Origin of the sequence: Chromobacterium amazonense (genome assembly GCF_001855565.1) — a bacterium.
Lineage (GTDB): Bacteria > Pseudomonadota > Gammaproteobacteria > Burkholderiales > Chromobacteriaceae > Chromobacterium > Chromobacterium amazonense.
On sequence record NZ_MKCR01000003.1, the window covers coordinates 1 to 14,995 of the forward strand.

A 14,995-nucleotide genomic window follows, 5' to 3' on the forward strand; every position below is an offset into this window, starting at 1 on the left:
GTCCACCAGCTCCATCATCCACTTGGAGGTTTGCAGATAGCTCTGCTTGAGAAAGCTGTAGAACGGATGCTCATCCCACTCCGGCGAGGCGAAGCGGCGGTCGCTCGGCTTGGCTGGCGGCGCGGAAGCGTCGTTGCCGGCGGTTTGGCCGAGGAATTGCGTCCACAAGCCCAATTGCTGTTGGTAGAGGCTGGATTGCAGCTGCAAGAGCTGATTGGTCTGGCTCATCAGCTGCGACCAGGCGCCGGTCAGCGGATGGGAGGCATCGGACTGGCCCTGGCCGAGCGACAGGGAATTGACAAACTGCTGCATCCATTGCTGGTTGGCCGCGGAAAGCCCGGCGAAAAAATCTTCCAGCGAGGCGGTGTTATTCTGGGACAAGATGAATCTCCTGATACGTACTTAAATCGTTATCGAAGCCTGTCTGAATCTGTCTGTCTGGAATGCATAGTCAAGCAGATGTACCTGCAAACTGTAACAGGATCGCATGACATTTTCACGCCATGCGGCTGTTAAAAGCAGTGCTTGGCGGGAAATCGACGGCTTCTGTTGTTGCAATGCACAAGAGTGCCAAAGCGCCTACTGCGCCAAAGTATGGCTTTTGCATCTCGCTGTGGGATAATTGACCGAACAAGTCATGAGGAATTGCAATGGCAAGTGTAAAACTTGGTTTACAGCCTGTTCGGGTGGGCAATATTTTCTGCATCGGCCGCAATTACGCCGCGCATGCCGCGGAATTGGGCAATGCGGTGGAAAGCGAGCCGCTGGTTTTTCTGAAGCCCACGTCCTCATTGCTGGACGAATCGTCTCTTATCCGGCTGCCGGAGTATTCGCGCGATGTGCATCATGAATGCGAGCTGGTGGCGCTGATCGGCAAGGGCGGCGACGACATCGCGCCGGAACGGGCGCTGAGCCATGTCGCCGGCTACGGCATAGGGCTGGACCTGACCGCGCGCGACGTGCAGGGCGAGGCCAAGAGCAAGGGGCATCCGTGGACCAAGGCCAAGGGCTTTCGCGGCGCGGCCTGCGTGTCTACGCTGGTGCCGGCCGCTAGCGTGGGCGATCCGCAGCGGCTGACATTCGATCTGCGCGTCAACGGCCAATTGCGGCAGCACGGCGACACCGGGCTGATGCTGTTCTCGCTGGCGGAGCAGATCAGCTATCTGTCCCGCCTGTATGGCCTGTCCGATGGCGACCTGATCTTCACCGGCACGCCGGAAGGCGTGGCGCGCATCGTGTCCGGCGATGAACTGCGACTCGAATTGCACGGCCATGTCTCGGCCGGCTGGAAGGTGGCGTGATGGCGCAGCAAGAGCACGATGACGGCAAGGTCCGTCTGGACAAGTGGCTGTGGGCGGCGCGCTTTTTCAAGACCCGCCAGCTGGCGCATGAGGCGCTGGAGCTGGGGCCGGTGCTGGTCAACGGCGAGCGGGTCAAGGCGTCGCGCGTGGTGAAAGAGGGTGACCAGCTTTTCCTGCGCATCAATCAGCTGGAGTACAAGGTGGAAGTGCTGCAGCTGGCCACGCAGCGCCGGCCGACCAAGGAAGCCGTGCTGATGTACCGCGAAGACGAGGCGTCGGTCGCGGCGCGCGCGGAGCGGGTGCTGCTGCTGAAGGCCGAGCATGCCAGCTTCCCGCATGGCGAAGGCCGGCCCACCAAGAAGGCGCGGCGCGAGATCACGCGTTTCAAGTCGTCGTATTAGCCGTATGTCCGGCGCCAGTCCGGCCTGGCGCCGGATGGCGCCAGGCATGGAACCACTAGAAAGATAAAAAATGCAGTCGCTGTTGCCGTTCGCCGGGTTTTACTTCACCTATTTTACTTTCCAGGGCATGTTCAGCCCGTTCTGGGGCCTGTATCTGGAGTCGCTGTCGTTCAGCGCCTGGCAGATTTCCATCCTGATGGCCCTGTCCACGTTTGCCCGGATTGTCGCTCCGGGTTTCTGGGGATGGTTGGCCGACAAAAGCGGCCGCCGCCGCAACATCATCATTACCACGTCCGTGCTGTCCGCCGCCAGTTTTTGCCTGGTGGGCCTGCATAACGGCTTTTGGTGGATATTCGTCTGCCTGGCGGTGTCGCACTTCTTCTGGGCGGCGGCGCTGCCGCTGGTGGAGGCCAGCACCGCCTATCTCACTCGCGACAATCCCGGCCGTTACAGCCGGGTGCGAGTATGGGGGTCGATCGGCTTCGTCTGCCTGGCGATGACCGGCGGCTATCTGTTGGACTGGATGGGCATCGCCGCCACGCCATGGATAGTCTCGGCCTTGTTGGTAGGCGTGGCGCTGACGGCTTTCAAAGTGCCTGATGTGGTGACGCAGAGTCGATCCAAACAGGCCGGCCCGATATGGGACACACTGAAAAAGCCGATGGTGATTGCCCTGTTTGCTTGCTGTTTTCTGCAGGCCTTCGCCCATGGCCCTTATTACACCTTTTACTCGCTGGGTTTGAAGGACTTTGGCTACGACAAGGGCGCGGTGGGCATGCTGTGGGCGTTGGGCGTGATCGTGGAAATCGGCGTGTTCATGCTGATGCCGCGCATCATGCGCCGTTTCGGTCTGGAGGCGCTGATGCTGACATCGCTAGTCGCCGCGGTGCTGCGCTTCGGCCTGATCGCCACCTGCCTGGCCTCGCCGGCGATCGCCGCCTTTGCCCAGGCGCTGCATGCGTTGACCTATGCCCTGCATCATGCTTCGGCCATAGGCCTGATCAACCGCCTGTTCGCCGAGCAGCATCACGGCCGGGCGCAGGGACTGTACATCATCGCCTCGTTTGGCGTGGGCGGCAGCGGCGGCGGGCTGATAGGCGGCTTGATCTGGCCGCATGGCGGGGTGCTGCCAACCTTTGCCATGTCGGCCGCGGCGGCTTTGGTAGGCGTGTTTGTGTGCCTGCGTTGGCTCAAGCCTCCGCATCGGGGAGTTCGATGAATCGCGCTGACACTCCGCAACAGGCCTTGGATGCTTACAAGCGGGCGTTGGCCACCCATGACTGGCGCCAAGCGGCGCCATGGCTGCACGAGGACGTCTGTTTCGTGTTTTCCGAGGGCACCTTCAAAGGCAAGGCGGCGGTGTGCGAGGGCATCCGCCAGACCTTCGAGTGGATACGCGGCGAAGACTACCGCATCGCCGATCTGCATTGGACGCATGTCGGAGAAAGCTTCGCCGCTTGTGTCTATGCATTTTCCTGGCGCGGGCAGGTGGATGGCCAGCCAGCCGAAGGGCATGGCCGAGGCAGCTGCACCTTGATCAAGGATGCGCAAGGCTGGCGGCTGCTGCAGGAACACCTGGGGCCGCCGGCCTTGTGATCTTTTACTGCTCTGTCTGGGCGCTGTTGATGTCTGTTTGTTCCGCCAAGTGCTTATGGGCGTCTTCGATTATGTGGTCTTCAAACATCCAGTTGGCATTCATTCTGACGCGGCCATCCCCCTGTTGAGCCATCGCTAGCGAGGTGATGCCCATGCCCCTATGGAAGGCGGAGACTTTCTTGCCCGTATTCAGGTCCAGCACGTAAACATCATTGATGCCGTTCTCCATTGTTATGGCAATCGGGCCTTGCGGGGTGTTGTACCAGCCGACTTTCCAGTAGTAATGGCCAAAGTTCGGGCCCAAGTCGCTGTAGAGCGACTCATAACTGGTCATCGTGCTGCACTCGTTGACTAGAGCGTTTTTTTGACGGCAATTGGACATGACACTGCGCATCTTGCCATCAACTTGGATATTGAGCGGATAGAGCTTGCTGTTTTCCAGATTGAACAGGGCATAATCTTCTTTTTTGTTCAGGCCCACCAGCGCGCCCATGCTTTTGACGGTTGAGAAAATATCGCCTAAGCCGCCATCATGAACGTATTGCTATTTCCAATAGCACGAAATTGGTTGCACCCACATTGCCGCGTTGGAATTGCGCCATTTCCCAGCCGTCCGGGATGGATACGGACTTGACGCCCCAGCCTGGTACATAGCGGAAGGCTGAGCTGCCGCGGGATACCATGACTCCCTTCGCAATGGGGGTGACGGTGTTGCCGCTGATTTGCTTGCCGCTTGCAGTGGTGACTTGCCATATGCCGCCAGCAGGCTGGGCGGTAGCGATGGTGATGGGCTCGGCAGGGCTGCCGGCGCGCAGATATTTGTAGACCAGTTGTGGGCCGGATTGAACCGAGTAGGTAATGTCTCCGGTCAAGCTGTCGAAGGCATAATTGCGGATGGTGCCTGAGGGATCAAGATAGCTGCTACCATCGATTTTGAGTCCATCTCGTGCCTGAACAATGCTGATGCCGGTTTTGGGTTTGCCCAGAGCGGCCAATTGCTTGGCCACGGTTTGCTCATTTGAGTTGGGTGGCGTTATAGAGCCAGAGCCGGCGGATGTGCTTTCAAGGGATATCTGTCCGCCTGCCATGGCATTGATTTGTGCCGCTTTGACGGAGACATTGAGCATGCTGGCCCGCCATTGCTGCAACATGGCTTGCTCCTCTTGTGGCGTCGGCGCGCGGCCGATCTGCTTGCTGTAGAACTGGTGGATTTGTTGTAAGGCCTGCTCTTCTTGCGGGGATAGACTGTCGGCCATTGCGCTGCTTGCCAGCATGCTGAGGGATACGGTGAGCAGCCACTTCTTTGCAGATGACATGGTTTTCCTTTTTCACATTGCCAGACGCCGCGTGCCTTGCGGGCGAATGAGTGCAATATGATACATCAATGTCATAGCAACATCACCAGCTTCAGTTCCGGGGCATTGGCCGGCCGCAACGTGATCTGGCGCTTGTGCAGTCGGCCAAGCGCCGGATGATGGAAGGCGCGTTCGCCGCCTTCGCGTTCCAGCACATCCTGTTGCTGCCAGAAACATTCGAAGTCCGCACTTTCCCGGCGCAGCCTCTCCAGCATGGCCGCCGTTTCCACATCATCCAGTTGCTGGCCCAGGTCTGCCCGCAGCTCCGCCACGATGCGCCGCGCCCGTTCCGGCCAGTTGTCGATGAAGGTCTTCGCCTCCGGCGTCAGGAAGATGAAGTCGAGTTGGCTGCGGCTGGCTTCCGGATTGCCCAGCCAGCCGCAAAACAACTGTTCCGCCGCCGCGTTCCAGGCAACGGCCCGCCAATGGCGGTCCAGCACATAGGCCGGGATGGCGATGTGCGGCAACATGGTTGCCAGGATTTCCCGCGCTTGCGGGTTGGCCTCGGCGCGTTTGTCCTTGGGGTTCTTCAGCCCGGCCAGGTCGAACAAATAGTCGGTTTCCGCGCCGGATAATTGCAGTGCGGCCGCCAGCCGGCTCAGGGTATGGGCCGACACCGACTCGGTGCGGCCCTGTTCCAGCCAGGTGAGCCAGGTGGGGCTGATGCCGGCCAGTTGCGCCACTTCCTCGCGCCGCAAGCCTTTGGCGCGGCGGCGCGGGCCGCTGGGCAGGCCAGCCTGTTGCGGCGTCAGCCGTTCGCGGTGGGCGCGCAGAAAGGCGCCAAGCGGCGTGGACGAGGATGATTCCATATGACGATCCTGTTGGTTTTTATACCAGTATAACGGCTTATCTTGTAACAGGATCAAAGCTGGTCAAAGATGTGTGCAACGACGACCCGAGGAGCCGCAACATGACCGCGCAAACCTTGTACGACAAATTGTGGAACAGCCATGTAGTGCGACAGGAAGCCGATGGCACGGCGCTGTTGTATATCGACCGCCACCTGGTGCACGAAGTGACCAGCCCGCAGGCCTTCGAAGGCTTGAAGCTGGCCGGCCGCAAGCTGTGGCGCGTGGATTCAGTGGTGTCCACCGCCGACCACAATACGCCGACCGACCACTGGGATGAAGGCATCAAGGACCCGATCTCGCGCCAGCAGGTGGAAACGCTGGACGCCAATATCAAGGCATTCGGCGCGCTGGCCTACTTTCCATTCAAAGACAAGGGCCAGGGCATCGTCCATGTGATGGGGCCGGAGCAGGGCGCCACGCTGCCGGGCATGACCGTGGTGTGCGGCGACAGCCACACCTCCACCCATGGCGCTTTCGGCGCGCTGGCGCATGGCATCGGCACCTCCGAAGTGGAGCATGTGATGGCTACCCAGTGTCTGGTGGCCAAGAAGTCCAAGAACATGCTGGTGAGGGTGGATGGCCAGCTGGGCGCGGGCGTCACCGCCAAGGACGTGGCGCTGGCCATCATCGGCAAGATCGGCACCGCCGGCGGCACCGGCTACGCCATCGAGTTTGGCGGCGAGGCCATCCGCAGCCTGAGCATGGAAGGCCGCATGACGCTGTGCAATATGGCGATCGAAGGCGGCGCGCGTTCCGGCTTGGTGGCGGTGGACGACAAGACCATTGAATACGTGAAGGGACGTCCGTACGCGCCGAAGGCCGAGCAGTGGGACGCGGCCGTGGCTTACTGGCGCACGCTGCATTCCGACGACGGCGCGCATTTCGACGAGGTCATCGTCCTGCAGGCGGCCGAGATCCAGCCTCAAGTCACCTGGGGCACTTCGCCGGAAATGGTGGTGGGCGTGGGCGGCAAGGTGCCCAATCCGGCGCGCGAAAGCGATCCGGTGAAAAAGGCCGGCATCGAGCGCGCGCTGGCCTATATGGGCCTGCAGGCGGATACCCCGATAGACCAGATCCCGGTGGACGTGGTGTTCATCGGCTCCTGTACCAACAGCCGCATCGAGGACTTGCGCGAAGCCGCCGCGGTGGCCAAGGGCCGGCAGAAGGCCGCCAGCGTCAAGCAGGTGCTGGTGGTTCCGGGCTCCGGCCTGGTCAAGGCGCAGGCCGAGGCCGAGGGCTTGGACAAGATTTTCACCGCCGCCGGCTTTGAATGGCGCGAGCCGGGCTGTTCGATGTGTTTGGCGATGAACGCCGACCGGCTGCTGCCGGGCGAGCGCTGCGCCTCCACGTCCAATCGCAATTTCGAAGGCCGCCAGGGCCAGGGCGGGCGCACCCATCTGGTGAGCCCCGCGATGGCGGCGGCGGCGGCGGTGGCCGGCCATTTCGTCGATGTGAGGCGGCTGGCGGCGCAGTGAGCGGCGGCGGTGGACCGCCGGCGGCGACAGGGTAGAATGGATGTCTGATTCAATCCTGTCGGACAGAAAGGCTGTCCATCGCAATATGGAGCATCGCATCATGAACAAACCGATAGTCTGGCTGAGCCTGGTCCTGCTGCTGGGCGGCTGCAACACCGTGCAAGGCATCAAGACCGACGCCAAGGAAGGCGGGCAGGCCGTGGAGCATGGGCTGCAGAAGGCTGGCAAGGCGATCGGCAACGCGGTGGAAAAAGGCGGCGAAGCGATCAAGCGCACCGCCGACTAACCCCGCGCCATCCTGAACAGGGAGCGCAATATGAAAGCATTCACCACCTTGCAGGGCTTGGTCTGTCCGTTGGACCGCGCCAATGTCGATACCGACGCCATCATCCCCAAGCAGTTTTTGAAGTCGATCAAGCGGTCCGGCTTCGGCCCCAATCTGTTCGACGAGTGGCGCTATCTGGATCACGGCGAACCTGGCATGGACAACAGCCAGCGGCCGCTGAATCCGGACTTCGTGCTGAACCAGCCGCGCTATCAGGGCGCGCAAATCCTGCTGGCGCGGGAAAACTTCGGCTGCGGCTCCAGCCGCGAGCATGCGCCGTGGGCGCTGGACGACCAAGGCTTCCGCGTGGTGATCGCGCCCAGCTTCGCCGACATCTTCTTCAACAACTGCTACAAGAACGGCCTGCTGCCTATCGTGCTGGCGGCGGACATCGTGGATCAGCTGTTCCGCGAATGCGAAGCCGCGCCGGGCTATAGCCTGACGGTGGACCTGGCGGCGCAGACCGTGCGCACGCCGTCCGGCCAGGCCTTCCTGTTCGACATCACCGAGCACCGCAAACAGTGCCTGCTGGGCGGCCTGGACGAAATCGGCCTGACCTTGCGGCACGCGGACGATATCCGGGCTTTTGAAGCCAAACGCCGCGCCGAACAGCCCTGGCTGTTCGCCTGAGCGCAAAATGAGCGACGCGGCCAAGCGCGGCGGTAGGGGCGGCATGGCGTGGCTCCATCGCCATCCTGTAGCCTGTTTTCTGCTGTTGGGACTGAGCTTTCTGCTGTTCGGGCTTGGCACCATCAATCTGGCCTTGCTGCTGCAGCTGAATCTGAAGGTGTGGCTGGAAGCGGGTTGGCAGGCGGCGATGGACGGCGCGCTGCGCCAGCTGGGCGAATTGCTGTTGTCCGGCTATGCCGCGATGGCTGCCTACATCGTATTCAAATGTTGCGAAAAGGCGCTGGTGGATCGCTTGACCCGGCGCGAAGAAGATAAACGGAAATAAGGAAGAAACCATGAAGATCGCCATTCTGCCGGGAGACGGCATCGGCCCCGAAATCATCGCCCAGGCCGAACGCGTGCTGGAGGTGCTGCGTCGCGACGGTCTGAAGATCGAAACCGAGCATGCGCCGCTGGGCGGCGCCGCTTACGACCAGTATGGCGTGCCGTATCCCGAGGCCACGCAGAAACTGGCGCGCGAAGCCGACGCCGTGCTGCTGGGCGCCGTCGGCGGCCCGCAATACGACAAGCTGGAGCGTCCGCTGCGGCCTGAGCGCGGGCTGTTGGCCATCCGCAAGGACCTGGGCCTGTTCGCCAATCTGCGGCCGGCCATTCTGTATCCGGAGCTGGCCAACGCCTCGACGCTGAAGCCGGAAGTGGTGGCGGGGCTGGACATCATGATCGTCCGCGAGCTGACCGGCGACATCTACTTCGGCCAGCCGCGCGGCATCGCCGTCAACGAGCTGGGCGAGCGCGAGGCCTACAACACCATGCGCTACAGCGAGAGCGAAGTGCGCCGCATCGCCCATGTCGCCTTCGGCATCGCCATGAAGCGCAATAAAAAGCTCTGCTCGGTGGACAAGGCCAATGTGCTGGAAACCACCGAGTTCTGGAAAGAGATCATGATAGACGTGGCGCGCGAGTATCCGCAGGTGGAGCTCAGCCACATGTACGTGGACAACGCCGCCATGCAGCTGGTGCGCAACCCCAAGCAGTTCGACGTGATGGTCACCGGCAATATCTTCGGCGACATCCTGTCCGACGAGGCCTCGATGCTGACCGGCTCCATCGGCATGTTGCCGTCCGCCTCGCTGGATCAGAACAACAAGGGCCTGTACGAGCCCAGCCACGGCTCGGCGCCGGACATCGCCGGCCAGAACCTGGCCAATCCGCTGGCCACCATCCTGTCCGCCGCGATGATGCTGCGCTACAGCTTTGGCGAAGAAGCCGCCGCGCAACGCGTGGAGAGCGCGGTGAAGAAGGTGCTGGCGCAGGGCTATCGCACCGGAGATATCTTTGAAGCCGGCTGCGAGAAGGTCAGTTGCTCCGGCATGGGCGACGCGGTGGTGGCCGCCCTGTAAAACCGGTGAACAAAATCCCTGACCCCGCGGGTTGCCCCTCCTTGCCGTACGGTTTGCGCTGCCCGCGTCGGCGCGCCTTGGGTCGGGTTCTCTAAACAGGTATTTTTAGCGGCGCTAAATTGCTGGAGAAGCTTCATGCATGTCATCCGTCTGGCAACGCTTGCGGATCTTGAGGGCATTGCGCAACTGCTGCAGGAGAACGCGCCTTCGCAGGGCGGCTCCCTGACCGGCGAATTTCCCACGGAAAAAGTGGCGGCCATGCTCAGCGCGGCCATCTGCACGGTGGTTGCCGTGCGCGAAGACAAGGTGGTCGGCGTGCTGTTCAGTACCGACGCCCATCGTTTGGCGGACGCGCCGCCCGTGCAAGCCATGCTCCGGGCCTGGTCTGGCAGCCCCGGCGCTTATGTGTATGGCCCGGTGTGCGTGGCGCAGACCGCACGCGGCACGGGCTTGCCGCGCAAGCTTTATGCGTCTTTGCGGCAAGCCTTGCCCGGACGCGAGGCGATATTATTCATACGCGAGGACAACACGGCGTCGCTGACCGCCCATTTGAGACTGGGAATGCGAGAAGTGGCCTCGTTCACGCTGGATGGGTTGGCTTACTCTGTTTTGAGCGATGCGCCATTGGCCTAGCGCGCGGCGGATGCGTCTGTACGCGCGGAGGGCCGGGCTTGGCGAAGTCGAGTTTCACGGCGCGACTGGCGCGGCCAGCGTGGTTGAGTTTTCTTGAATCGATTGTTCTGCCTACCTTCACAATAAAAGCTATTTACCCCATTGCCTGACGCGGTGGCGCGCTGCACAATGAGGTAACAAAATTTTCATCGCCGCTCCGCGCAAGACGGGGCGCGATTCACGAATCAGACTTAGGACAGACTCGGGAGATTTACAGTGAGAGTAGGCTTTGTAGGCTGGCGCGGCATGGTGGGTTCCGTGCTGATGCAACGCATGCGCGAAGAAAACGACTTCGCCGCCATCGACGAACCGGTGTTCTTCACCACCTCCAATGTCGGCGGCAAGGCGCCGGACATCGGCCGCGAAGTGCCGGTCTTGAAAGACGCCGCCAATATCGAGGAACTGAAGGCGATGGACGTGATCGTCACCTGCCAGGGAGGCGATTACACCACCGAAGTCTACGGCAAGCTGCGCGCGGCCGGCTGGAACGGCTACTGGATCGACGCGGCCTCCACGTTGCGGATGGAAGCGGACTCCATCATCGTGCTGGATCCGGTCAACCAGGGCCTGATCGAGCAGGGGCTGGCGAAGGGCGTCAAGAATTACATCGGCGGCAACTGCACCAACTCCATCATGCTGATGGGCATGAACGGCCTGTTCCGCGAAGGCCTGGTCGATTGGGTGTCGTCCATGACCTACCAAGCGGCTTCCGGCGGCGGCGCCAACCACATGCGCGAACTGCTCAAGGGCATGGGCGTGATCCACGCCGCCGTGGCAGGTGAATTGGCCACGCCGTCTTCCGCCATTCTGGACATCGACCGCAAAGTGGCACAGGCCATCCGCGAAGACGTGCCGACCGAGTTCTTCGGCGCGCCCTTGGCCGGCGGCCTGATCCCCTGGATAGACAAGCAGCTGGACAACGGCCAGTCCAAGGAAGAGTGGAAGGGCCAGGCCGAAGTCAACAAGATTCTCGGCACCGCCAGCGTGATTCCGGTGGATGGCCTGTGCGTGCGCATCGGCGCCATGCGCTGCCACAGCCTGGCGCTGACTGTGAAGCTGAAGCAGGATCTGCCGCTTGACGAGATCGAAGCCATCATCAAGTCCGGCAACGACTGGGTGAAGTGGGTGCCGAACGATCGCGACATCTCGGTCAAGGAGCTGACCCCGGCGGCCATCACCGGCGGGCTGGAAGTCGGCGTCGGCCGCGTGCGCAAGCTGAACATGGGCGGCGAGTACTTGTCCGCCTTCGTGATCGGCGACCAGCTGCTGTGGGGCGCGGCCGAGCCGCTGCGCCGCATGCTGCGTATCCTGATCGCGCGCTGACGGGTAGAATAGGCGCCAAGCCTCGCTCCGGCGCTTGCCGGGGCTGACAGAATTCAAGGGCACTTCGGTGCCCTTTTCGCATTGCAATGCCGGCGGTCCGCGCCGTCGGCGGTAACGATAGGAACAAGATATGTCGACTTCTCTGCAAATCGCCGTAGTGGGCGCCGCCAGCCTGGTGGGCCAGGCCGTGCTGGAACTGCTGGCCGAACGCAATTTCCCGGCCGCCCGCGTGTTCGCGGTGGACAGCGCCGAGCAGGACGGCAGCACCGTGTCGCTGGGCAATCTGGAGCTGGACGTGCATCCGGTGGACGAGTTCAATTTCGAGAACGTCGGTCTGGCCATCTTCGCCGCCGGCGGCGAGGTCTCGCGCCAATACGTGCCGCAGGCGCGCGACGCCGGCGCGGCGGTGGTGGATTTCAGCTCCGCTTTCCGCCACGATGCCGGCGTGCCGCTGGTGGCGCCGGCGATCAACGCCGCCGAGCTGCAAGACCTGGGCCGCGCGCCGCTGGTGGCCGTGCCCAATTGCACGGTGACGCCGCTGGCCCTGGCCCTGGCGCCGCTGCTGCCGCTGGGCATCGCGCGCGTCACGGTATCCACCTACCAGGCGGTTTCCGGCAGCGGCCAGAAGGCGATGGAGGAAATGGCCGACCAGACCACTGCGCTGTTTACGCAGCGCGACGCCGAGGTCAATGTCTACGCCAAGCGCATCGCCTTCAACGTGCTGCCGCAAATCGGCGAGGTCGACGCCGATGGCGATTCGGAAGAAGAGCGTTCGGTGCGCGATGAAACTGCCCGCCTGCTGAATTTGCAGCCGCAACAGCTGGAAGTGACCTGCGCGCGCGTGCCGGTGTTTTTTGGCCATTCCTGGGCAGTTCAAGTCGAATTGCATAAAGAGTTTGACCTCGAACAAGTGCAAAATCGGCTCAAGGCAGCAGGATTGCAGGTGGTCGGCCGCGAACAGCACGGCGGCTACATCACGCCGATGGAAGCGACGGGCAACGAAGGGATCTGGATCAGCCGGCTGCGCCGCCATGGCAACGTGTTAAGCTTGTGGCTGTCGGCTGACAACGTGAAAGCCGGCGCGGCCATCCACTGCGTGCGCATCGCGGAGATTCTGGCCGGGCAGAGCACGCTGATGTAATCTCATCCAGGGCAGGCGCAGGGCGCGGCTGTTGTGACATCTGGCTAAACTTGCTGCCAGAGCCTAAGATTGCAGCAGTTGCCCGCCATCCCGGAGGCGGGCTCGCGCCAATAAAATCACATAAATGCGACAATGCCGGAAGGTAGACAGTGAGAAATCAGCGAAAAATCAAGCTTGGCATGCTTTTGATCGGTCTGGCGTGTTCCGCGTGCGCCTGGGCCGGATTGGGGAAGATTTATGTCCGCTCCAATCTGGGGGAGCTTCTGAGGGCGGACATCGAAATGACCGGGGTGACGCCAGGCGAAATGGACGCCGTCCGCGTGGGCCTCGCCGGCATCGAAACCTTTCAGGCATTGAACGTCGACTATGCCTCCTCGCTGTCGACGCTGCGCTTCGCGCTGAATCCACGCGCCAATGGCGCGACGATCCGCGTCAGTTCCACCCGCCCCATCAATGATCCCTACCTGCGTTTCGTCGTCGAGGCGCGCGCGCCGTCCGGCCGCTCGGTGCGGGAGTACACCGTGTTGCTGGACCCGGCGAACTACAATCCCGGCGGGCAGAACATCGTGCAGGATGTGCCCAGCTATGCCGACAGCGACCAGGCCTCCCGCTACCAATCCCCCGCGCCGGCCAGACAGGCGCCGGCCGTTCCCACCGAGCTGAAGGTCAAGCAGGGCGCCACCTTGCGTTCGCTGGCCTTGAAAGTCAAACCGCGCGGCGCCAGCGTGCGCCAGACGATGGCGGCGCTGGCCCAGGCCAATCCTGACGCCTTTGATCAGGGAGATGTCGACCATCCCAAGCCGGGTTCGGTTCTGAAAGTGCCGGGCGCGCGCAAGATCAAGGCGCTGTCGGCCGAGCAGGTCAGCAGCATCCTCGGCCCGGTCGCGAGCGCGGCGTCGCAGCCGCAGGCGCAATCGGCCGCATCGGGCGGCAAGGCGGGCGGCGACGTGCTCAAGCTGGTGCCGGGAGACGGCGCCGACAGCGCCAAACTCAATGACTTGCAGCAACAGATCAATGCCAAGGAAAAAGCGCTGCAGGATGCCACGGCGCGCATCACGGCGCTGGAGCAGCAACTGAAATCATTGCAGGCCGCCGGCGTGATTCCGCCCGCCAAGACGGCATCTGCCGCGGCGATGGCGCCGGCCCCTATGGCCGCGCCAGCCAGTTCGCCCGTCCCGTCGCCAGTCGCCAGCGCGCCCAAACCGATGGAAAAGCCGGCCGAACCGCATCCGGCGCCCAAGCGCAAGCCCGTCCATCTTGCGCCGCCTCCACCGCCGCCGCAGCCGTCTTTGATGAGCCGCGTGATGGAAAATCTGCCGCTGATCGGCGGCGGCGTCGCAGTCGTCGGCTTGTTGGGATTGTTGGGCGTGATGGTCGCCAGGCGCCGCGCCGGCGCGCGTGACGCCGCTGCGGGAGCCGCTTTGGGGCGCGCCACCGTGATGGGGGCCGGCGCAACTGCCGCTGGCGGCTCCAACTCCTTCATGAGCAACTTCACTCAGGCAGCCGGCGCGATTGACGCCGCCGAGGTGGACCCGGTGGCCGAGGCGGAGGTGTATATCGCCTATGGCCGCGATCAGCAGGCCGAGGAAATTCTCAAGGACGCGCTGTTGAAGGACCCGTCGCGCCACGAAGTGCGGATGAAGCTGATGGAGGTGTATGCCGCGCGGCCCGATACCGCGAGCTTCGAACGCTTGGCGCGGGAAATGCAAGCGGCATTTGACGGCCGCGGCGCGATGTGGGCCAAGACGGTCACGCTGGGGCGGGCCATCGATCCGGAAAATCCTTTGTATCAATCGGGCGACGACGCCATGCCGGCCATGCCGGCGCCGGCCGCTCCTGAAGAGGCGATTGATCTGGATAAAGAGTTGTTCGCTCCCGATGGCGAGGCTGCCGTCGCCGAAGCGGCGGAAGCGGCGCCCGCGCCCGAGGCCGATCCCCTGGCCGCATTGTTCGATCTGCCGGCAGGCGAACCCAAGCGCGAGGAAGAGCCTAACGTGCTGGACTTCGATCTGGAAGCCATGCTGCCGCCGGAGCCGACGGCGGAGGCCGCCAAGCCGGCAGCCCCGGAAGGCAATTTGCTGGACTTCGACTTCAACCTTGATGCCGTGCAGGCCGAGCCGCCCAAAGCGGAGGAGGGGCCGGCAGAGGAGGCGGAAGGGCTGGAGTCCCTGTATGCGGACATGCTGGCGGAAACGCCTGCCGAGGCCCCGCCCGCCGCCGGCGCGCAGGCCGAAGGCATGTCTGTGCTGGATGACCCCTTGTCCACCAAATTGGATCTAGCCAAGGTATATCTCGACATGGGCGACCGCGAAGGCGCCCGCGAAGTGCTGCAGGATTTATTGAGCGAGGCGCAGGGGGCGTTAAAAGACGAGGCCCAGGCCTTGCTGGACAAAATCAGCAGCTGAGCCTGAGAGTCATCCGCCGCCGCAAATGGCCGCTCTTGCCCGATTTCGCGCAGGCGGCCATTTTTCATGCCGTATGCGCGCCGATGGCGCATAACTAGATGGCCATCAGGGCGCGACACG

At 62.8% G+C, this 14,995-nt stretch carries 16 protein-coding genes and 1 pseudogene; 13 read left to right on the top strand and 4 right to left on the bottom strand.

Annotated elements, in window-relative coordinates; genetic code table 11:
* Window positions 1-381, bottom strand: a pseudogene (locus tag BI343_RS01930) (class I poly(R)-hydroxyalkanoic acid synthase); the annotation flags it as partial.
* A gap of 269 nt (window positions 382-650) precedes the next feature.
* Here BI343_RS01930 and BI343_RS01935 point away from each other — a divergent pair.
* The 4 genes from BI343_RS01935 (at window position 651) to BI343_RS01950 (ending at window position 3,298) form a co-directional block, all read left to right on the top strand.
* Window positions 651-1,301, top strand: coding sequence for a fumarylacetoacetate hydrolase family protein (locus BI343_RS01935; protein WP_071108438.1), 651 nt, complete (start codon window positions 651-653; stop codon window positions 1,299-1,301).
* A complete protein-coding gene (locus BI343_RS01940; protein ID WP_071108439.1) occupies window positions 1,301-1,702 on the top strand; it encodes an RNA-binding S4 domain-containing protein in 402 nt (133 codons plus the stop codon). Before BI343_RS01935 ends, BI343_RS01940 begins: the two co-directional genes overlap by 1 nt.
* 70 nt (window positions 1,703-1,772) lie before the next feature.
* Window positions 1,773-2,921: an MFS transporter gene (locus BI343_RS01945; RefSeq protein ID WP_071108440.1), complete on the top strand. Its 1,149-nt coding sequence runs from the start codon at window positions 1,773-1,775 to the stop codon at window positions 2,919-2,921.
* Window positions 2,918-3,298, top strand: a complete 381-nt coding sequence (locus BI343_RS01950) for a nuclear transport factor 2 family protein (RefSeq protein WP_071108441.1) — start codon at window positions 2,918-2,920, stop codon at window positions 3,296-3,298. Before BI343_RS01945 ends, BI343_RS01950 begins: the two co-directional genes overlap by 4 nt.
* A 4-nt stretch (window positions 3,299-3,302) precedes the next feature.
* Here BI343_RS01950 and BI343_RS01955 read toward each other — a convergent pair whose 3' ends face one another.
* The 3 genes from BI343_RS01955 to BI343_RS01965 form a co-directional block, all read right to left on the bottom strand.
* Window positions 3,303-3,791: a hypothetical protein gene (locus BI343_RS01955; protein WP_071108442.1), complete on the bottom strand. Its 489-nt coding sequence runs from the start codon at window positions 3,789-3,791 to the stop codon at window positions 3,303-3,305.
* 37 nt (window positions 3,792-3,828) lie between these two features.
* Window positions 3,829-4,614, bottom strand: coding sequence for a hypothetical protein (locus tag BI343_RS01960; RefSeq protein WP_139165608.1), 786 nt, complete (start codon window positions 4,612-4,614; stop codon window positions 3,829-3,831).
* A 71-nt stretch (window positions 4,615-4,685) separates the two neighbouring features.
* Entirely contained in the window at window positions 4,686-5,462 is a 777-nt protein-coding gene (locus BI343_RS01965) for a helix-turn-helix transcriptional regulator (RefSeq protein WP_071108444.1), read from the bottom strand.
* Window positions 5,463-5,563: 101 nt separating this feature from the next.
* On the opposite strand from BI343_RS01965, the gene leuC reads away from it, so the two are divergent.
* The 9 genes from leuC (at window position 5,564) to BI343_RS02010 (ending at window position 14,875) form a co-directional block, all read left to right on the top strand.
* Entirely contained in the window at window positions 5,564-6,979 is a 1,416-nt protein-coding gene (gene leuC, locus BI343_RS01970) for a 3-isopropylmalate dehydratase large subunit (protein ID WP_071108445.1), read from the top strand.
* 100 nt (window positions 6,980-7,079) lie between these two features.
* Entirely contained in the window at window positions 7,080-7,265 is a 186-nt protein-coding gene (locus BI343_RS01975; protein ID WP_043624736.1) for an entericidin EcnAB, read from the top strand.
* Window positions 7,266-7,295: 30 nt separating this feature from the next.
* Window positions 7,296-7,934 (top strand): 3-isopropylmalate dehydratase small subunit, encoded by a 639-nt coding sequence (gene leuD / locus BI343_RS01980; protein WP_071108446.1) that lies wholly within the window; start codon window positions 7,296-7,298, stop codon window positions 7,932-7,934.
* A 7-nt stretch (window positions 7,935-7,941) separates the two neighbouring features.
* The gene (locus BI343_RS01985) at window positions 7,942-8,259 is read left to right on the top strand and encodes a hypothetical protein (protein WP_071108447.1); all 318 of its coding nucleotides are present in this window, start codon (window positions 7,942-7,944) and stop codon (window positions 8,257-8,259) included.
* A 10-nt stretch (window positions 8,260-8,269) separates the two neighbouring features.
* The gene (gene leuB, locus BI343_RS01990; protein ID WP_071108448.1) at window positions 8,270-9,334 is read left to right on the top strand and encodes a 3-isopropylmalate dehydrogenase; all 1,065 of its coding nucleotides are present in this window, start codon (window positions 8,270-8,272) and stop codon (window positions 9,332-9,334) included.
* A gap of 135 nt (window positions 9,335-9,469) precedes the next feature.
* Window positions 9,470-9,967 carry a GNAT family N-acetyltransferase gene (locus tag BI343_RS01995; protein WP_071108449.1) on the top strand — a complete coding sequence of 166 codons (498 nt, stop codon included), beginning with the start codon at window positions 9,470-9,472 and terminating at the stop codon, window positions 9,965-9,967.
* Window positions 9,968-10,222: 255 nt separating this feature from the next.
* Window positions 10,223-11,329, top strand: a complete 1,107-nt coding sequence (asd, locus tag BI343_RS02000) for an aspartate-semialdehyde dehydrogenase (RefSeq protein WP_083340752.1) — start codon at window positions 10,223-10,225, stop codon at window positions 11,327-11,329.
* Window positions 11,330-11,459: 130 nt separating this feature from the next.
* Window positions 11,460-12,470, top strand: coding sequence for an aspartate-semialdehyde dehydrogenase (locus tag BI343_RS02005; protein WP_071108451.1), 1,011 nt, complete (start codon window positions 11,460-11,462; stop codon window positions 12,468-12,470).
* A gap of 179 nt (window positions 12,471-12,649) precedes the next feature.
* A complete protein-coding gene (locus BI343_RS02010; protein ID WP_479686410.1) occupies window positions 12,650-14,875 on the top strand; it encodes a motility hub landmark protein FimV in 2,226 nt (741 codons plus the stop codon).
* The last annotated feature ends 120 nt before the right edge of the window (window positions 14,876-14,995 follow it).